Raw genomic sequence first — 18522 nt, forward strand, 5'->3', positions numbered from 1 at the left:
AAATTTTATACAAAAAACTGATAATAAAGAATATATCCACAGGAGTGTTGACAGGTTGGAAATGAAGGTGTTATGATTTTCGTGAACCTTACCGTGAACGTTCAAGAGGGAGTGATGGAGGTGAAACGTCGTTTAACTATTAACGACATCGCAGCAAGGGCTGGCGTTTCGAGGCAAACAATTTCTAGGGTAATGAACAATAAGGGAGATGTCAGCGAAGCGACACGCAACCAGGTTTTGCGAATAATTCAAGAGCTTGGCTATCAGCCTAGTCTCCAGGCGCGCAGTATGATCACGCGGCAAACGAATACGATAGCATTATTATTGCCAGACATAACCAATCCTTTTTTCCCTGAGATCGTTCAGGGTGTTGAGGAAACACTGAGAGATCATGGGCAGAATGTCTTCTTGTTCATGACGAACGAAGATGTAGAGCGAGAGATCACTTGCATACAGATGGCACAGCAATACAATGTGGATGGAGTGATCCTTTGCAGTCCGCGGGTGGATGATGCCAACTTAAGGAGCCTCATTCCCAATATGCCGCCGACCGTCTTCTTAAATCGCCGTCTTGATATTGAAGGCGTATATTCCGTAGTCATCGATGCGTTCCAGGGGAGCTATGACGCGACGAAATATTTAATCCAAAACGGACATAGGAACATTGGGATTGTCGTCGGACCCCCTCGTTCGCTTAGCGGAGTACAAAGGCTGGCCGGTTATAAGAAGGCCATGGCAGACCATGGTATACCATTGAAAGAAAATTTGATTAATGAGGTCCAACAGTTCGATGAGTTGGATGTATACAAGATTACCAAAAATTTTATTAAAAACCAAGCTTCGGCTATACTCACGTATAATGATCCTGTTGCAGCGAATATGGTTCAGGCCTGCCTGGATTTGAAGCTCAATGTCCCGGATGATATTTCCATTATGGGATTTGATGGGGTGAGTCTATCCAAGCAAGTGACGCCTCGATTAACTACAATGGCTGTGCCTTTGTTTGAAATAGGGGTAATGCTAGCCGATATGCTCATTAAGGTGGTAAAAGGCGAAGAACTGATCCAAAGACATGTGGACATTTACCCCGTACTTAGAGTTGCGCAGTCTACAAAAGCCATTAATAAATTAAGAACATAAATTTGTAAACGTTTAAGTTCAATTTATCGGAACTATTTGGAGAGGGGAATTTTCGATGAAAAAATGGGGTCAATTGTTTATCTCAACTACTTTGTTGCTTGCCGTTACCTTGCAGGGCTGCAGCAGCAGTTCATCCTCGCAAAAGGATGTGGGGGAAGCGGGTGAGGTCCGGAAAGTAACATTAGTCGCTGCCCATGTTGAGCCGAAAGAGGGGGCATACCAAGCCGGAATGGAGAAGTTTAAGGAAGTAGTAGAGAAAGAGAGCAACGGATCCATAGAGGTTCAAATTCATTCGAATGGTGCCCTTGGCGGCAACGATGATGAGCTTGTACAGAAAATGCAAACGGGAACGGTAGATTTGATTGCCTCCGCTCCGGGATTTTTATCTCAGTCGGTACCCGAAGTGGGCCTGTTTTCCCTTCCTTATTTATTTAAGAATCGAGAACATTGGTCAGAGACGTTAGATGGGGATGTAGGGAAGGAGATGTCCGTTTTTATCGAAGGCAAGACTGATTTCAAAGTACTTGGTTTTTGGATTCGAGGGGTCCGTAGCTATTTCGGAACAAAGCCGGTTGAAACCCCAGAAGATTTGAAAGGGATAAAAATCCGTACGCAAAGTAGTCCCGCCAACCTGGAAACATGGAAGTCCTTCGGTGCACAGCCAGCATCGGTTGCCTTCAACGAATTGTATCAAGCCATTCAAAATAAAGTAGTGGATGCCGCAGAAAACGATTTTACGAATATCTATCAAATGAAGTTTTATGAGGTTTCCCCTTTCATCTCTTTAACGGAGCATGAATTCTTGACCCCGGCGTTTCTGATGAGTCAGAAAAAATTTGATCAGTTGACGGATGAACAGAAGAAGGCAGTGGAAAAAGCTGCCATTGAAGCGACCATAGCAGAGCGAGAAATGGATCGGAAGCTGGCGGAGGAGTCTTTACAGAAGCTAAAAGAAAACGGTGCCACCATTAATGAGGTTGAAAAAGAGAAGTTTGTCCAACTTACTGAACCTGTACGCCAAAAGATTGCGAAAAATTTAGGACTCGAAGACATGGTACAGAAAATCATGCAGCATTAAACATTAATGGGGAAAGATGATGGATATTTAGGTTCCTCTAAGTAACTCTCATCTTTTCCTAATTCATTCAGGTGGTGGAGCTTATGAAAAAATGGATGGAGCGTATGGAATCTTTCCAGATCTCTGTTGCTTGCCTATTTCTAGTCACATTTGTCTTATGTGTCATTTTGCAAGTATTATCTCGGTATGTTCCCTTTATCGAGATTGACTGGACAGAGGAAGCGGCGAAGTACTCTTTCATTTGGGCGATGTTTATGGGAGCAGCGATTATGGTCCGAAGAAAAGGACATTTTGCCATGTCATTTGTTATTGATCTGTTGCCAGCCCGCCTGACTAGGGGAATTCACATTTTTAACCATGTGTTGATTTTTAGTTTTGGTCTGCTCATGGTGTACTATGGCTATTTATTGACCGTCAATTTCTGGGATTGGTCCTTGAACACCATGCCGTTTCTAAAACAAAGGTATATTTGGGCGGTAATCCCCGTTAGCGGGGCATCCATGGCTCTTTATTCGCTGGGTGCTATTTTTGAACTGGTATGTTCCTCGCAAAATGAAGCACAAGAGGAAAAAAAAGGAGTAAGCCGGGAATTGGAGGCTAGGTAACATGGCGGGAATCTTACTAACTTCAGCTTTTTTGGTTCTGCTTGTGCTGGGAACCCCAATAGCATTTACGATCGGTATCATTTCGTTCTTGGGCATTGCCATGTTGGAAACCATACCACTCATTACTGTATTTCAAAAAATGTTTAAAGGATTGGATTCCTTTGTTCTACTTGCTGTTCCCTTATTTATCTTGGCAGCAAATTTGATGAACAGCGGAAAGATATCTGAAAAACTCGTGCAATTTTCCGTTGCGTTGGTCGGGCATATCCGTGGCGGATTGGCTCATGCGAATGTGGTGGTTTCCATGTTTTTCGCTGGTTTGTCAGGTTCATCTACAGCTGATACAGCGGGCATAGGCAAAATACTCATTCCCCATATGGAAAAGGAAGGATATTCAAAAGAAACTGCGGTGGCTGTAACAGCTGCATCCTCTACCATAGGAGGCATTATTCCCCCGAGCATTGTCATGGTTATCTATGGAAGCATTGCAAGCGCTTCGATTGGAGGGTTATTTCTAGCGGGCGTAATCCCCGGTATTTTGATTGGTCTCTCTATGATGGTGATCATTTATTTTTTCTCTGTTAAGAGAAATTACCCGAAGTATGAAAGAGTCAAAGTGCTAGATATCTTGAAGATGGCTATACCGATCATCCCTCCCCTATTGACGCCCCTTATTATCATCATCGGCATATTAGGAGGAATTGTAACGCCTACGGAAGCAGCCGTTCTGGCCTGCGTCTACGCATTTATTTTGGGTAAGTTTGTTTACAAGACACTGAAATGGCGAGACTTCCCTGATATTCTTTTCGATACGCTGTCTTTGAGCTCTATCGCCTTATTTGCTTTAGCCACGGCTAGCGCTCTAGGGGAGTTAATGAGTTACTACAAGGTATCTGAATTTGTTTCTGAATTTTTCACCACTTCTTTTTCGCAACCTTGGATATTTATGCTAGCTGTTATCTTATTGTTTTTAATAGTGGGTACGTTTATGGATGCGATTCCAGCCATGATCCTGTTCGTTCCGGTGATCTTGCCGACAGCGCAATTGCTTGGAATCCATGAAATCCATTTAGGACTCGTGGTGGTCACGTGTTTAGCCATTGGCTTAGTTACACCTCCATATGGATTATGCCTGCTATTGGCTGCGTCCATTGGCAAATTATCGATTACCCGAAGTACGGTGGCTGTAATCCCTTATATTATTGGCATCCTTTCGGTCGTTCTGATGATTGCCTTTATGCCGGAAGTCGTATTTTGGTTACCTAAAATGTTGAAACCGGACTGGTTTGGCGGATAGATAAAGTATAAATTACCATAAATGAGGATCGGTGATAAAATGCAAAGATACTATAAAGCAACACAGGTGGAAGGTTATCAGGACATTATCCGTGAGGATGATCACGTACTGACATATCTCGCTTTAAGCAAGGTTTCCCTAAAGCAGGGACAATCTTGCGAGTCTCAAACAAATGGATACGAAACCGCTTTGGTCATCTTAAAGGGTAAAGCAACGGTGACCGCAGAAGGACAACAGTGGATTAATCTGGGCGGGAGAAGCAGTGTGTTTGAAGGGAAGGCGACAACCGTTTACGTACCTTGTCAATCCGCTTATCAGATTGTTGCTGAAACGGATGTCGAGATCGCGGTCTGCAAGGTGAAAGCGGAAGAAAAGTTTGCTCCATTCGTCGTCACTCCAGAAGAAGTGGTGGTTCATCAGCGTGGAAAAGCCCAATGGACTCGCGAAGTTCATGACATTATCGCAGACAACGCCGATCATCGCGTGCACCGCATGGTATTGGGAGAAACTTTTAATGCACCAGGACAGTGGTCCGGCTATCCGCCTCACAAGCATGACGGAGAGTTTGCTCCTGAGGAACCGAATTTGGAAGAAATTTATTATTATCAAGTGAACCCGGAACAAGGTTTTGGTGTCCAGCTGCACTATACGAAAGATTTATCCATAGATGAGGCGCATATCATCAGGCACGGTGACAGCTTCGCTATCGATAGGGGATATCACCCGGTTGTTTCAGCAGGCGGCTATCAAGTCTATTACTTGTGGTTCATGGCCGGAGAAACGGGAAGAAAATTGAAACCTTATGAGGACCCTGATCATAAATGGCTTAACAACGATTAATTTGAACAATAGAAAGCATAGATTTGTTTGCCAACAAGATTAGATTACGAGGTGATTTCAGTGAACGTTCATACCTATGGAAGATGGGAACGAGTATGGATGTATTGGAGAGAAACAGCGGAGTTTAAGCTGGAACCGGGTTGGTATACATGCATTGATGATGCGCCCAAGGATGTACAGGACGGGACGAGAATCATAGTAATGGGTAACGTGCGAACGGATTATGAGAGGCGGGAGGGTAAGTGGGATAAAATGCAGGAGATTACTGAAGAAGATTGCAAAATGATATATGGAGAAGGGATCTGAACATATAGGTAGGTCTCGGATTTGTTTAATATTAATGAACAGTAGCTTGATTTGAGGATAATAGCAAATTTTGGATAATCCGGACTTTGTGTATGGACGATCGGTAGACTGTCTCGCAGAAAAGGTAATCACGGCTTATGTAGCTCAAGGGACCTACGTACCGGTAGGCAGAATAGAAGATGTATACGATGATATTTTAAATTTGGGACGTATCTTTGGGGTTGAAGATCGAGGCTTGGAGCTGATCGGGTCAATGAAGCAAGAGATTGGTCAGGTACATGAGCAAATAGGGTCAGTGGAGAAGCCTCTTCGTGTATTTGCTTTTGATTCTGGAGATCAGGCCGCGTTTACAGCAGGACAATCCTTATCCTCACAATTAATCGAGTTTGCTGGAGGGAAAAACATTTTTGATGATATAGCGAAGAGCTGGGCAGAAGTAAGCTGGGAGGAAGTGGTCAACCGTGACCCTGAAGTCATCTTGATTTATGATTATGACCAGCCTTCTACGGAAGAAAAAATCCAATTTCTTAAAAACCACAGCGCGCTGCAAAATGTAACAGCCATTCAAAATGACCACTTTGTCGTACTGAAGCTTTCGGACGTGTTTGAGGGGGTTCGCAATACTAGAGCCGTTCAAACCATGGCCAAAGCTTTTATCCGGATAAATTCTAAAGTAAGTTGACACCGATAAATGGCTGGTGTAACGTAATAGACGTATCTAACTAAATATCTTCGTTAGGTGAGGCTCCTGTGCAGGAGATAGGCTACTGCCCAGAAACGTCCAAAGACGCCAATGGGTCAACAGAAACCATCGAGCTAAGGTGGTTTTTAATGTAGCTGGCTTAGTCCTATGCCGCACAGTGCTAAAGCTCTACGAATGGAGAAAATTCTTTGGCAAGTAGTCTATTTGTTATGCCCGTGAAGCATCTTCATTCGTGAAGATGCTTTTTATTATGACTTTAAGGGGGTGATAGAAATGGACGAAGATCCGGGAGGGGGCTGCCCGATGGTTAGTATTCTCTATATAAGCAAAAATAAGAAAGGACGTCCTTTCGATTCATCCCATGGATGGAATAAACAGACGAAGCAAGAGAGAAGGTGAAAAGATGGCGAAAAATCTAACTCAAACTGAAATTACCATACAGGTCATTAAATTCTTAAAGGAAGCAAGAAAATCCGAGTTGCAGACCCTTTTGGATGAACTACATCCCTATGACATGGCTCAGATCTACGAGACTCTTCCCGAGAAGCATCATCAGCGCTTCTTGTCTTATCTAGATACGGTACAGCTAGCCAACATGATTGAAGAGCTAGATCGAGATCAGCAGCATAGCGTGCTGAATAAATTAGGGGTTGAAAAATCATCAGAGGTCATGGATGAGATGGACAATGATGATCTGGTCATTCTCCTGGAAGAGTTATCTCCTGAACGAAAACAGGCTTTTTTATCAGGAATGAAACAAGAAGAATCACAGGCCGTGCAAAATCTGATGAAGTACGCCCCCGAGACGGCGGGCCGTTTGATGACTAACCGCTTTGTCTGGATTCCACATCACTATTCGGTGCGCGACGTGGTGGAAAAATTAAAGGGATTTGCGGAAATCGCGGAGACGATCAATTATTTATACGTCATCGATGATGAGAAAAAGCTAATTGGGGTGGTTTCCTACCGGGATCTGATTCTTGCTGAATCTGATGATCTCATTAATAACATCATGTTTGAACGCGTCATCTCCGTGACCGTGGATACCGATCAAGAGCAGGCCGCCCGAATCATCCAGCGTTATGATTTCTTGGCTGTTCCTGTTGTGGATCAGGATAACGTCTTGGTTGGAATTGTCACTGTGGATGACATCATTGATGTTGTGGTCCAGGAAGCTACTGAAGATATTGAAAAGTTGTCGGCATCAGGGAAAAATATTGACTTTGATACCAAGGCAACGGTAGCTGCTTATCGTCGTTTACCCTGGCTGATCTTGCTATTGTTTCTTGGTTTAGTGGCTGGAACCATTATTAGCACCTTTGAGGAGACGCTAGAAAAAGTAGTAGCCTTAGCCTTTTTTATGCCAATGATCGCTGGTATGACGGGAAATACAGGTACTCAATCGCTGGCCGTCGTGGTTAGAGGCTTGATTACAAGGGAAATCAATCGAAGAGTGGTCTATCGGCTCATCCTGAGAGAACTGACGGTGGGCATTATGATTGGAGTCACGTGCGGGGTTCTGATCTCGCTTATTGCCTTAGTCTGGCAAGGAAATGCAGTGCTTGGATTAGTTGTGGGAAGCACGCTGGTGGTTACGCTTATTATTGGAACCTTAGCAGGGACGATCATTCCCCTCATTCTTTTCCGTTTAAAGGTCGATCCTGCAGTAGCCTCAGGCCCTCTTATTACAACCTTAAATGATGTATTATCCTTATTGATTTATTTTGGAATTGCGACGGCTTTTATAACAAGATTAATGTAGAAATAACCAAGCAGAGGATGTCTAGGCGTTTCTCAAGCTTGGTTTTTTTATAATGTTGTTCTAGACAATTATGCATTTTAAGATTATAATAAAAAGCAAATGTTGCGTTTGGTAAAAACTATTTACTTAAACTAAAAGTCATGTGTGTACACAAAAGAATTTTTTTTGACCTTGATGTTGCGCGTGTGCAAAAAAATAAGTTGAAGGAAAGAAGGAGGGGCATACCGTTGATTCGTTTTTTATTAATTCTAAGTATTTTTTTGGCAGGATGTGGGGCGAAACAAGTGGCTCAAGGGAATAGCCAAGAATCTGAGTGGGTGGAAGCTTCGGAAGGCATTACGGTCGCGACCAGCTTCTCGGTTTTAGGGGACATTATCTCCCAAGTTGTTGGGGAGCGCGGTAGTGTTGAGTATATTGTGCCGATTGGTGAAGACCCTCATGATTATGAGCCGATCCCTAGTAACTTTAAAAAGGTGAGTGATGCCGATGTGTTTTTTGTCAATGGGTTTGAACTCGAAGGCTGGTTAGAGAAAATCATGTCTAATGTATCGGATACGGAAATCGTGGCGGTATCGGAGGGCATTCAGCCTATTGTATTAAATGATGGGAAAGAAGACCCTCATGCATGGCTCAGTCCGAAACATGTCATCACGTACGTAGAGAATGTAACCAAAGAACTGGCCAAGAAAGACCCAGAAGGCAAGAAAATCTACCAGGCTAACGCACAGGCATATATCGCCGAATTAAAAGCACTCGATCAATGGATTGAAGAGCAGATTCAAACCATCCCAGAACAGCATCGGGTAATCGCCCTAAGTGAGAATGCCTTTAAGTACTTCGGCCAGGATTATGGGGTCCAGACGGAGGGGATTTGGGAGATAAACTCACATCAGGAAGGGACGCCTCAGCAATTTGCTCGTTTAGCTGAACTAGTCAAGGAAAGAGGAGTACCAGCCTTGTTTGTTGAGACTACCGTAGACCGTAGGTATATGGAAACTGTCTCAAAGGAAACGGGAGTACCCATCGTTGGAGAAGTATTTACTGACGCAGTGGGACCAAAGGGCAGCGGAGCGGAAACGTACATCGATATGATTAAGCATAACGTGGGAGTGTTTATCAAAGGGTTGGGACAATAGCTAAGAGTCATAGGAAGAGGAGGCTATTATGAGTGAAGTAGCGAAAGTAGAGGTCAAGGATTTATCGGTTTCTTACTATGGGAATCGAGTACTTGAAAATATCACGTTTTCTATTTCAGCTGGACAGTTGATGGGTGTAATTGGCCCTAATGGAGCCGGGAAGTCCACGCTTATGAAGGCTGTTTTGGGACTGCTACCCGTTGATCATGGGTCGATTCAAGTGTTTGGCCAACCTGTTCCTCAAGTCCGAAAGCGCATGGCCTATGTTCCACAACGGAATCAAGTGGATTTGGATTTTCCAGTATTAGTGGAAGATGTCGTAGTAATGGGGAGATTTCCTCACTTGAAATGGTGGAGTCGTCCAGGTAAAAAAGACCGAGAAGTTGCAGCGCAGTGCTTGGAGCAAGTAGGGATGATGGATTTTAGCAAGAGGCAAATTGGAGAATTGTCCGGAGGTCAGCAGCAGCGTGTGTTTCTTGCTCGAGCGTTGGCACAGGAAGCAGATCTGATCATCCTCGATGAGCCTTTTGTCGGGATTGACGTTACTTCCGAGCAAATTATTATTGATATCTTGCGGAGGTTGAGGAACGGTGGAAGTACTCTGTTTGTCGTTCACCACGATCTGAGTAAGGCAGAATCTTATTTTGACAGCATACTCTTGCTCAATCGCAGGTTAGTGGCATCAGGGCCTGCCGCTTGTGTGTTTAACATTGAAAATTTGCAGGAAGCCTATCAAGGAAAGGCAGCCATTTTCTCGAGAGAAGAAGGAATGGTGATGGTAGGGACATGAGTAATCTACTTTCTTTTATCGATGCCATAAGTAAGTATCAATATCTGCAGAATGCCATGCTCGCAGGGGTTCTTGTAGGAATCATTTGTGGTGTTGTCGGTTGTTTTATCATCTTGAGAGGAATGGCGCTGATGGGAGATGCTATCTCTCATGCGGTTCTGCCAGGGGTGGTCATCGCCTATATGGTTGGAGCCAGTTTCTTTGTGGGGGCTGTGATTACGGGGGTTCTCACGGCTTTGGCTATTGGTTATGTTTCGCAAAATAGCAGGATTAAGCACGACTCATCCATTGGAATTATGTTTACCGCAGCTTTTGCACTGGGCATTGTATTGATTACACTGCGCCGAGGGACGGGGGTGGATTTATGGAATATCCTATTTGGGAATGTTCTGGCTGTCTCTACAACCGACTTATGGATGACCATCGGAATTGGCGTTGTGGTGTTGGTCGGTATTTTTGTGTTTTACAAGCAGCTTCTGCTCAGTACATTTGACCCGGTGATGGCTACAGCGATTGGTCTCCCGACCAAATTAATTCATTACGTCCTGATGCTTGTCTTATCTCTCGTAACGGTAGCTTCTTTAAAATCTGTTGGAATCATATTGGTCGTCGCGATGCTAATCACTCCGGGGTCAACGGCGTATTTGCTCACGGATCGCCTTCCTGTCATGATCGGATTATCGGCTTTATTCGGAGCGATTTCCGCGATTGTTGGCGTTTATTTTTCCTTTATCTATGATGTCGCTACGGGAGCCTCGATTGTATTGGCAGCATCTGTCTTATTTATGCTGGCTTTTTGGTTTTCTCCTAAGCAGGGTGTATTTACTAGGTGGTTAAGGACGTGAGATTTGGGTAGGAAGGTCGTTTTTAGAAACGGCCTTTTCTTGACTTTTCATTCCCCTATTTTTGTGCTATTATTTCGTACAGAAAACATTGTTCCGACAACTATATTCAAAACTGGATCCAGTATTGGCTGGGTACCCTTATAGAAAGGAAGATAGAAGTGCCTTTCCTTCGCTTTAACGGTTTTACGGAAGAGGATCTAACTCCATTAATTCCAAGGATTACTCGAGATTTTGCTATAACAGCAGAAGTTGATGAAGATAGAGTAAAGGTAGAGCTTCATCTGACCAAGCGCTTGACCGATAGTCCACGCTCTCTTGAAATCCTTATGTTTCAAAGGGGTCAGGACAAACATGATCGCATAGCGGCTGTGCTTCATGAAATTTTAGAAAGTGGTGGTTATGAGGATACTCATATCTTCTACGTCATTTTGTCACCGCAATTATATTATAAGAACGGAAAGTCACTGTGTGGATATGTCATTCGCTAATATTTCGCATAAGAAATATCTTGTGATTCTACGTAATGGGAAAGGGGATTGGCGTGAGCAAAGCTACTATTTTGCGGGAACTGTTAAAAAAGTTGAACAAATCATTCGGACTGGCCATTGCGAATGAGTTATCCGAGTACGGGATCACTCTTCCTCAGTTGCTCGTTTTACGAAGAATTTCAGACGGGCCTAAAACGATTGGAGACATCAGTAAGTCTATCAGTCTATCCTATAGTACGGTTTCGGGCATCATTGACCGCCTCGAAAGAGAAAATCTGGTTAAACGAATACGAGATAAAGATGATCGTCGAGTCGTTTGGATCCAGAAAACAGAAAAAGTGGAAGAAATCAAAAGAAAGGCTCCCGTTTTTCAAGAAAGTTATTATGCCAGCTTATTCGAAGGTCTGACTGAGGAAGAAATGGATCAAATTATTCAGTCGCTAGAATTACTTACAAAGATACTAGAGAAGAAGGTTGAGGAGAAAGCATGAAAAGAAAGCTTACGCTCGGGCCATTGCAGATTCCTTTACCTTTTCACTGTGCCATTATTTCTCACCATTCCGCTCCTTTTCTTTTTTATAAGGAGGAAAAAGCGGGAGGAAACAACTCCAGTATAGTTAGTAGCTTTAAACCAACCAGAAATGCTACCTCTAATGAGGAGAGAACATTTCTGGTTTTTCTATGTTACAATAAAGCATTAGCAATTTTGACTGGGGGTCACGCAGTAGAGCTATGAACCATTCAAAAGTAGAGTTAACCATTTTAAGTGGATTCTTAGGGAGCGGAAAGAGTACTTTATTAGCAAGGCTGCTGGAAGGGGACCATGCATCTGGGAAAAAAGTAGGCGTGATTATGAATGAATTAGGGGAAATCAGCATTGACTCCTCCTTTGTCCCGGAGGGTACCCCTTTAAAAGAGCTGTTAAACGGATGTATCTGCTGCAGCATTCAAGGGGAGCTTTCGCTTCAGCTTGCCCAGATGCTCTCAGAGTATGAGCTCGATGTCATTTATATCGAGGCTACGGGAGCAGCCCACCCGATAGAGATCGTAGATGCTTGTACGCATCCTTCGCTAGCTTATCGCACCAACATTCATGCTGTGGTATCTGTTGTGGATGCCAAGCAATGGGAAGAACGAAATCAGTTAAAACCAAAAGTGAGAAAGTTAATTGAAGAGCAAGTAAAGTACGCGGATGTGGTCCTGCTAAATAAGATCGATAAAATAGAGCCAGATGCTCTAGAGCCTCTTAAGGTAGAGGTGAGGGAATGGAACTCAAAGGCTCGAATCTTTGAAACTTCTTTTTCTCAGATCGATCCCTCTCTCTTAAAGGGTGTGCATATCTTCGAGGAACGGGATCCGCACACGCCAACCCATGCTCATCATCATCTTCACCTGCGAACCTTTTCGCAGAAGCTGGAGGGTCCGTTGGATCGGATGCGCTTTGAGAAGTGGATCAAGAAGCTTCCTGGCCCGATTTATCGAGGGAAAGGATTTGTCCAGGTCTCAGACTCGGCGGAATTATACTTGTTTCAGTTCGCATATGGGGAAATCATGCTGACGCCTCTTCGTCCAGAGAGGCCGATTCAACCTATGCTCGTTATCATCGGGGAAGAACTGGATCATAAACGGATGGAAGAAGAATTGAGAGAGCTGCAGTCTTTGTCTTCTATTGATAAGTATAAATATTAAACTTAGAGGCCTATCCTAGGTCTCTTTTTTTTTTCTAACCAGAATAATTCCTATTTTTAGTCAAGATACCGGACTTGTCCGCATATAGTGAAGGGTATATGGGATCAAACTGGTGGAGGAATATAAATGATTGGGACGATTCGCTCTCTATTCGTAGAACTTACTGGTGTTGTACTGCTTGCAGCTGTCATGTTCATGTTATTGTCCGGAGGTAATCTTTTGGGCAACGCTGACGAAAGCCACTCGGTAATACCGTCTTCTTTACTCAGCATGAATACCATTTTCTTAAGTATATTAATTGAAGCCATGCCTTTTGTATTAATAGGAGTCCTCATCGCAGGGATGATTCAAATCTTTGTAACGGAGGATCATATCCGCCGATGGATGCCGAAGAATCGTTTGATGGCGGTTTTGATGAGCTGTGTGCTAGGTGGTTTTTTTCCCGCATGTGAATGCGGAATTGTTCCTATTGTCAGGAGACTGATTGCCAAAGGGGTTCCTGTCTATGCAGGAGTCGGGTTTCTTTTAACTGGTCCAATCATTAACCCAATCGTCATTCTTTCTACTTATATGGCTTTTGGAAATGACGCGAATATGGCAGGCCTTCGGATGTTGCTAGGTTTTGGCGTAGCTATTGTGGTGGCCTTGATCATCAGTTTGATGTTTAGGGGAAACCAATTGAAGAAGTCTTTCCCAACCGAGTCCTCTCCATCCTGTGGAGTCAAGCTTCCCTTTTCAGAGCGAGTGGAACAGATGTTAAGACACTCCATTGATGAGTTTTTTGACATGAGTAAGTATCTCATTCTAGGAGCGTTTTTAGCCGCCTTTGTCCAGACCTATGTGTCCTCGGTTTGGTTGATGAAGCTTGGGGAGGGATTGGTTCTGTCTACGCTCATCATGATGGGGCTAGCCTTTTTGCTTTCGTTGTGTTCTGAAGCAGATGCTTTTATTGCGGCTTCATTTCGGAATCTATTTACACCTTCAGCCCTTCTCGGCTTCTTGGTGTATGGGCCTATGCTGGATTTGAAAAACACAATCATGATGCTTGCCGTGTTCAGAACAAGGTTTGTTTTGGTATTATGCGTGCTAATTACGATAGTAGTCTTTGGAGCCATAATGTTGATTCAACCTTGGGAGTAACATGGATCGGACATACCGTTCGTTAAATGGGTGATAATTTGGCAAAGGAGTGGACATTGGTTCCGTTATTCCGTTAACATCTTGCTAGTTTTGGGGCGCAATGGGTAAATAAGGAACCCTATGTTCGATAAGAACATTAAATCAGTGTTTTTCAAACAAATAACGTACTCTATGTCCTTTTGCTATGAAAGGAGGAAGGTGTGGAATCATGCTACCATTTTCGCAACAAGTCCTTCGGGCATTTATTTTACTAGGCTTTTCTAGCTTCTTGTTTATGCTGCACCATACAGGAGAAATGGGTAAATATATCAACATGAAGTACGCAGGCTTGAGTAAGATTGCCTCTCTTATTTTCTTACTTTTATTTTTTATCCAGATCAAGAATCTTTGGTTCTCAGAAGGATCTGCACAAGAGCATGAGTGTCATGACGGCTGCGACCATGATCATGGCTTTACCCCACGATGGAGTCTGAAGACGACCGTTAGCTACCTGATCATTCTAGTTCCGTTAGCGACAGGCTTTTTGCTCCCTGCGAAAACGTTAGATGCAGCGATCGCGCAAAAAAAGGGGGTCCTCGTAAGCATTCCGGCTCCACCTCCTACCTCTGCACCTAAAAACACATCTTCAGAAGGTCACTTTGAACCGTTAACCCTTGATTCTTCGAATGCTGTAAATACCTACGGCAATGATCTATATGAGCAGGCATTGAAAGAGGTATTAGATATGCCTACGATTAGGCTAGAGGGCAAAACGTTTGCCCCCTATGCCGATGCAATATTTTTACATCCCGATCAATTGATTGGCAAACCAATTGAATTGACAGGTTTTGTGTATAAGGAAGAACAAATGAAAGAAGATGAACTCGTGCTGGCCAGGTTCTTGATTACGCATTGTATAGCAGATGCGAGTGTTATTGGTTTTTTAGCTCAGATGGAGGATGCTGCCATTTTGCCTCAAGATGCTTGGATTGAGGTCAAAGGGGTACTAGATATAGCGACCTATGGTGATTTTGAAATGCCTAGGATTAAAGTAGAGAGCTGGAAAACCGTTGAACGGCCGGAGGATCCGTATGTTTATCCGTAAGCATCCTGAGAAGGGTGCTTTTTTCTATATTGACAGCATATTGGAAGCATTGTACAATACAAATCGTAATCATTACAATATAAATGTGTGGTAAGAAGAGTGTGACAGGAGATGAAAACTTAAATAACAGCCCATAATCGACAATTTCCTACGTTGCTCTTCTGTACTAAAACAAAGGACTTACTACGATTTACATAATTTTCACTTTACTGAGAGGCGGTTTATAAATGAGATCTTTTAAATTTTTTGGTCCCCTTATGCTGAGTGCAGCCCTTTTGTTAACAGGGTGTGGAGCACAAGATCAAGGAGCAGCAGAAAAGACCGAAGCTACGGCAAGTCAAAAGGAAGACGTCAAGAAAGTAACGATGATTTATAACTTCAAGACAGGCAGCATGGATCCGCACAACGGTGCGGTTCCTCTTCGAGCAGGGGTGGTCGAGACCTTGGTCCGTATGGAAAACCTTGAGCTTAAACCATGGCTGGCCACGAAATGGGAATCGAAAGATGAGCACACTTGGGTGTTTACGATTCGTGAAGGAGTCACTTTTCACGATGGAAAAAGCTTAGATGCGGCAGCGGTTAAGGCCTCGTTTGAACGTGCGCTAGCGGTCAACCCTAAGAACGTGGGAGCCTTGAAGATCGCTTCCATGGAGGCGAATGGCCAAGAATTGACCATCGTCACAAGTGAGCCGAATCCTGCTTTACCTTCGGATCTAGTCAATCCGCAAGCGGCTATTGTCAATGCCGAGGCGGAAGCAACGATGGGAAGCGAGAAATTTAACACAGCTCCTGTGGGAACAGGTCCTTTCAAAGTAAAGCAGTTTACTCCTGATATTGAGGTTGTTGTAGAACGTTATGACGAGTATTGGGACGGGCAACCGAAATTAAATGAGCTCACCTTCAAGTTTAATGAGGATGCAAATGTTAGAGCACTGGCTCTTCAATCAAGAGAAGCGGATATCGTCTATCAGGTTCCAGCTGAAACCATTGATGTGATCCAAAAGGTTAACGATCTCCGTGTTGAGTCCTTGGCGGGCTTACGCGTTCATTTTCTGTTATACAATCAACAGAAGCCGTGGATTCAAGATGTAAGGGTGAGAAAGGCGATGGATCTGCTTCTCAACCGAGAAAGTATTGCCAATGATATTATGCTAGGAAACGCAACACCGGCGAATGGTCCTTTTAACACAGCTCTTCCTTTTGGAAGCAAGGAGCCCGCTACTTCCTTAGATATTGAGGGCGCAAAGAAACTGCTGGAAGAAGCCGGATTCGAAGCGGGCGCTAATGGATTGCTAGCAAAAGATGGGCAGCCACTAAAGCTAGAGTTATTGACCTACCAAGGAAGACCAGAACTTCCTCTGATGGCTCAATTGTTGCAATCTGACGCATCAAAGGCTGGGGTCACGATTGATATCAAAACCGTAGAAAACATAGATACGTATTTGCGTGAAAATAAAGATTGGGACTTGGCTACGTATAGTGTCCTTAGTGCTCCTCGAGGAGATGGAGGATTTTTCTTGAATTCTGCGTTTCTGCCTGGCGGATCTCTTAATGCTGCTGATGTTAATATTGCAAGTTTAAATTCATTGGTGGAAAAGCTTAACGGAACAGTTGAGTTACAAGAGCGATTACAGCTGACGCAAGAGGCTGTTGGGATAATCAAAGAAGAAGTTCCTCATTCCTATGCTGTCTATCCGAACATTATCGTGGGGATGAATGAACGAATTGTCGACTGGTCCCCGGGTGCAGAAGAGTATTATATGGTAACTCATAAAATGGATGTGAAATAATCGTGTTACACTTGATCAAGGCCCGTCTGGTTCAGCTCGTATTCGTTTTGTTTCTGTTATCTATATTAACCTTTACGCTTATGAAGCTTGCTCCGGGCGATCCGGTCCTGCTCCTGTTGGGGGCTGATGAGTTGGTTGTAACGCAAGATAATGAAGCTGCGCTCCGCAAGGAGCTCGGCTTCGATTTACCTATTCTCGTGCAATATGGTCAATGGATGATGAACTTGCTGCAGCTGGATCTAGGGATTTCCTATATCAAGGGGAAGCCCGTCTTGGATGAATTGATAGCGAGGCTCCCCACCACGATGGAGCTAACGGTTGGAGGACTCATAGTCATGATCATGATATCGTTGCCGCTGGGATTTTTGGCTGCAAAGTATCCAGGACGCTGGCCTGACCATGTCAGTCGATTGCTCGCTCTTATAGGGGCATCCATTCCTAGCTTTTGGATGGGTCTGTTGCTTATTTACGCTTTTGCATTCAAGCTTCAATGGTTGCCTTCCATGGGAAAAGGAAGCTGGAATCATATGGTGTTGCCTTCTTTAACTCTAGGCTTGGCCATGGCGGCGGTGTACGCCCGATTGCTTCGTGCAGGGTTGTTGGATAGCTTATCTCAAGAATATATACGGGCAGCAAGAGCAAGAGGAATCGCCGAGTGGCGAGTGATGCTCAAACACGCATTTCGCGCTGCGCTGATGCCAGTGGTTAGTGTTTTTGGCATGAGTATTGGAAGTCTGCTCGCGGGTACGGTTGTTGTGGAAACTTTATTTTCCTTACCCGGTCTAGGCAGTATGGGGGTTCAGGCCATTTTTCAGAGGGACTATCCTGTAATTCAAGGCTATGTTCTGTTCACGGGCGTTTGCGTGGTCTTGATCAATTTATTAGTTGATCTAAGCTACGGCTGGCTTGACCCTCGAATCCGTCAAGGCAAGGGGGATCTATCATGAACCTGGAAGCAGTGAATCGTAGTTACTCCGTTCGTGCTCGTCGCAATCATTGGAAAGTCTTGCTTCAATTCCGGACCATGGGAATCGGAATTGTCCTGATGTCCGTGATTCTCCTCCTGACATTCATCGGTCCCTTTATTGTCCCTAATGATCCCTTAACCGTCGTCATGTCCGAAAGGCTTCAATCACCAAGCTGGCAGTATCCGTTAGGGACCGATCATATGGGAAGATGCATATTTTCCAGGTTGATGGCCGGTGCGCAAATTACTTTAGGAGTCTCTTTTCTTGTTATTCTAACTGTCGTCATCATTGGGATTCCTTTGGGATTAATCTCCGGGTACGTTGGCGGTCGGTTGGATGCCGCCCTTATGCGGTTCGTAGATGGGCTAGCTGCATTACCGGAGTTTATTTGGGTGATTGCTGTTTCCGGCTTCCTGGGTCCGAGCCTTACGAATATGATCGTTTCCATTGTAATGATTAAGTGGATTGGCTATGCGAGAATGGTACGTGGCATTGTCTTATCGGAACGGGAAAAAGAGTATGTATTAGCAGCAACCGTGGCTGGTACCGGAACGTGGAAGATTCTCTGGCGGCATTTGCTTCCGCAAGTCCTCTCACCTGTCGTGATTCTAGCAGCATTAGATATCGGAAAGATTATTCTCATCATTTCTTCTTTATCCTATCTAGGGTTAGGTGCACAGCCGCCGACACCGGAATGGGGAGCCATGTTAAACGATGGGCGTCCTTACTTTCAAACCATTCCTGAGCTGATGATTTATCCGGGAGTAGCGATTATGCTTGTTGTCATTTCTTGTAACTTGATTGGCGATGGGTTGCGCGATTATTTGGATGTACGAAGCAGATAAGGCCATATCCTTGGGA

The 18522-nt window shown here is 44.1% G+C and carries 20 protein-coding genes and 1 riboswitch; all 20 genes read left to right on the forward strand.

Features of this window, described 5'->3' with window-relative positions; genetic code table 11:
- Nucleotides 1–81: 81 nt before the first annotated feature.
- Nucleotides 82–1140 (forward strand): LacI family DNA-binding transcriptional regulator, encoded by a 1059-nt coding sequence (locus tag EIZ58_RS01590; protein ID WP_167577433.1) that lies wholly within the window; start codon nucleotides 82–84, stop codon nucleotides 1138–1140.
- Between the two features lie 55 nt (nucleotides 1141–1195).
- A complete protein-coding gene (locus EIZ58_RS01595; protein ID WP_134698772.1) occupies nucleotides 1196–2218 on the forward strand; it encodes a TRAP transporter substrate-binding protein in 1023 nt (340 codons plus the stop codon).
- Nucleotides 2219–2301: 83 nt separating this feature from the next.
- A complete protein-coding gene (locus EIZ58_RS01600; protein ID WP_134698773.1) occupies nucleotides 2302–2823 on the forward strand; it encodes a TRAP transporter small permease in 522 nt (173 codons plus the stop codon).
- Between the two features lies 1 nt (nucleotide 2824).
- Nucleotides 2825–4120 carry a TRAP transporter large permease gene (locus tag EIZ58_RS01605; RefSeq protein ID WP_134698774.1) on the forward strand — a complete coding sequence of 432 codons (1296 nt, stop codon included), beginning with the start codon at nucleotides 2825–2827 and terminating at the stop codon, nucleotides 4118–4120.
- Between the two features lie 39 nt (nucleotides 4121–4159).
- A complete protein-coding gene (gene iolB / locus EIZ58_RS01610) occupies nucleotides 4160–4960 on the forward strand; it encodes a 5-deoxy-glucuronate isomerase (protein WP_134698775.1) in 801 nt (266 codons plus the stop codon).
- A gap of 60 nt (nucleotides 4961–5020) precedes the next feature.
- Nucleotides 5021–5266: a hypothetical protein gene (locus tag EIZ58_RS01615; RefSeq protein WP_134698776.1), complete on the forward strand. Its 246-nt coding sequence runs from the start codon at nucleotides 5021–5023 to the stop codon at nucleotides 5264–5266.
- Nucleotides 5267–5336: 70 nt separating this feature from the next.
- Nucleotides 5337–5948, forward strand: a complete 612-nt coding sequence (locus tag EIZ58_RS01620; RefSeq protein ID WP_240688910.1) for an ABC transporter substrate-binding protein — start codon at nucleotides 5337–5339, stop codon at nucleotides 5946–5948.
- 42 nt (nucleotides 5949–5990) lie between these two features.
- A riboswitch (M-box (ykoK) riboswitch) is annotated at nucleotides 5991–6155 on the forward strand.
- Between the two features lie 87 nt (nucleotides 6156–6242).
- Nucleotides 6243–6368, forward strand: coding sequence for a hypothetical protein (locus tag EIZ58_RS34740; protein WP_255438117.1), 126 nt, complete (start codon nucleotides 6243–6245; stop codon nucleotides 6366–6368).
- A gap of 4 nt (nucleotides 6369–6372) precedes the next feature.
- On the forward strand, nucleotides 6373–7731 hold the full coding sequence (gene mgtE / locus EIZ58_RS01625) for a magnesium transporter (protein ID WP_134698778.1): 1359 nt from the start codon (nucleotides 6373–6375) through the stop codon (nucleotides 7729–7731).
- 227 nt (nucleotides 7732–7958) lie between these two features.
- Nucleotides 7959–8867, forward strand: a complete 909-nt coding sequence (locus EIZ58_RS01630; protein WP_240688911.1) for a metal ABC transporter substrate-binding protein — start codon at nucleotides 7959–7961, stop codon at nucleotides 8865–8867.
- A 28-nt stretch (nucleotides 8868–8895) separates the two neighbouring features.
- On the forward strand, nucleotides 8896–9657 hold the full coding sequence (locus EIZ58_RS01635; protein WP_134698780.1) for a metal ABC transporter ATP-binding protein: 762 nt from the start codon (nucleotides 8896–8898) through the stop codon (nucleotides 9655–9657).
- The gene (locus tag EIZ58_RS01640) at nucleotides 9654–10502 is read left to right on the forward strand and encodes a metal ABC transporter permease (protein ID WP_134698781.1); all 849 of its coding nucleotides are present in this window, start codon (nucleotides 9654–9656) and stop codon (nucleotides 10500–10502) included. Before EIZ58_RS01635 ends, EIZ58_RS01640 begins: the two co-directional genes overlap by 4 nt.
- Nucleotides 10503–10660: 158 nt before the next feature.
- Nucleotides 10661–10990: a DUF1904 family protein gene (locus tag EIZ58_RS01645; protein ID WP_134698782.1), complete on the forward strand. Its 330-nt coding sequence runs from the start codon at nucleotides 10661–10663 to the stop codon at nucleotides 10988–10990.
- 53 nt (nucleotides 10991–11043) lie between these two features.
- Complete coding sequence (locus EIZ58_RS01650) at nucleotides 11044–11481, forward strand: MarR family winged helix-turn-helix transcriptional regulator (protein ID WP_134698783.1); 438 nt, start codon at nucleotides 11044–11046, stop codon at nucleotides 11479–11481.
- A gap of 241 nt (nucleotides 11482–11722) precedes the next feature.
- Entirely contained in the window at nucleotides 11723–12679 is a 957-nt protein-coding gene (locus EIZ58_RS01655; protein ID WP_134698784.1) for a CobW family GTP-binding protein, read from the forward strand.
- Between the two features lie 126 nt (nucleotides 12680–12805).
- The gene (locus EIZ58_RS01660; RefSeq protein ID WP_134698785.1) at nucleotides 12806–13819 is read left to right on the forward strand and encodes a permease; all 1014 of its coding nucleotides are present in this window, start codon (nucleotides 12806–12808) and stop codon (nucleotides 13817–13819) included.
- Nucleotides 13820–14027: 208 nt separating this feature from the next.
- Nucleotides 14028–14903 carry a TIGR03943 family putative permease subunit gene (locus EIZ58_RS01665; RefSeq protein WP_167577434.1) on the forward strand — a complete coding sequence of 292 codons (876 nt, stop codon included), beginning with the start codon at nucleotides 14028–14030 and terminating at the stop codon, nucleotides 14901–14903.
- 227 nt (nucleotides 14904–15130) lie between these two features.
- Nucleotides 15131–16693: a nickel ABC transporter substrate-binding protein gene (nikA, locus tag EIZ58_RS01670; RefSeq protein ID WP_134698787.1), complete on the forward strand. Its 1563-nt coding sequence runs from the start codon at nucleotides 15131–15133 to the stop codon at nucleotides 16691–16693.
- Between the two features lie 2 nt (nucleotides 16694–16695).
- Complete coding sequence (gene nikB / locus EIZ58_RS01675) at nucleotides 16696–17640, forward strand: nickel ABC transporter permease (RefSeq protein ID WP_240688912.1); 945 nt, start codon at nucleotides 16696–16698, stop codon at nucleotides 17638–17640.
- A gap of 77 nt (nucleotides 17641–17717) precedes the next feature.
- Nucleotides 17718–18506, forward strand: coding sequence for a nickel transporter permease (gene nikC, locus EIZ58_RS01680; protein ID WP_240688966.1), 789 nt, complete (start codon nucleotides 17718–17720; stop codon nucleotides 18504–18506).
- Nucleotides 18507–18522 lie beyond the last annotated feature (16 nt).

This window comes from Ammoniphilus sp. YIM 78166 (assembly GCF_004522215.1).
Classification (GTDB): Bacteria; Bacillota; Bacilli; order Aneurinibacillales; family RAOX-1; genus YIM-78166.

Excerpts from the sequence above, each read along its gene's own strand:
- EIZ58_RS01635 (WP_134698780.1), top strand. The coding sequence starts at position 8,896 with ATGAGTGAAGTAGCGAAAGTAGAGGTCAAGGATTTATCGGTTTCTTAC.
- EIZ58_RS01640 (WP_134698781.1), top strand. The coding sequence starts at position 9,654 with ATGAGTAATCTACTTTCTTTTATCGATGCCATAAGTAAGTATCAATAT.
- nikA (WP_134698787.1), top strand. The coding sequence starts at position 15,131 with ATGAGATCTTTTAAATTTTTTGGTCCCCTTATGCTGAGTGCAGCCCTT.
- EIZ58_RS01665 (WP_167577434.1), top strand. The coding sequence starts at position 14,028 with ATGCTACCATTTTCGCAACAAGTCCTTCGGGCATTTATTTTACTAGGC.
- EIZ58_RS01600 (WP_134698773.1), top strand. The coding sequence starts at position 2,302 with ATGAAAAAATGGATGGAGCGTATGGAATCTTTCCAGATCTCTGTTGCT.
- mgtE (WP_134698778.1), top strand. The coding sequence starts at position 6,373 with ATGGCGAAAAATCTAACTCAAACTGAAATTACCATACAGGTCATTAAA.
- EIZ58_RS01595 (WP_134698772.1), top strand. The coding sequence starts at position 1,196 with ATGAAAAAATGGGGTCAATTGTTTATCTCAACTACTTTGTTGCTTGCC.
- EIZ58_RS01605 (WP_134698774.1), top strand. The coding sequence starts at position 2,825 with ATGGCGGGAATCTTACTAACTTCAGCTTTTTTGGTTCTGCTTGTGCTG.
- nikC (WP_240688966.1), top strand. The coding sequence starts at position 17,718 with ATGGGAATCGGAATTGTCCTGATGTCCGTGATTCTCCTCCTGACATTC.
- iolB (WP_134698775.1), top strand. The coding sequence starts at position 4,160 with ATGCAAAGATACTATAAAGCAACACAGGTGGAAGGTTATCAGGACATT.
- EIZ58_RS01655 (WP_134698784.1), top strand. The coding sequence starts at position 11,723 with ATGAACCATTCAAAAGTAGAGTTAACCATTTTAAGTGGATTCTTAGGG.
- EIZ58_RS34740 (WP_255438117.1), top strand. The coding sequence starts at position 6,243 with ATGGACGAAGATCCGGGAGGGGGCTGCCCGATGGTTAGTATTCTCTAT.
- EIZ58_RS01660 (WP_134698785.1), top strand. The coding sequence starts at position 12,806 with ATGATTGGGACGATTCGCTCTCTATTCGTAGAACTTACTGGTGTTGTA.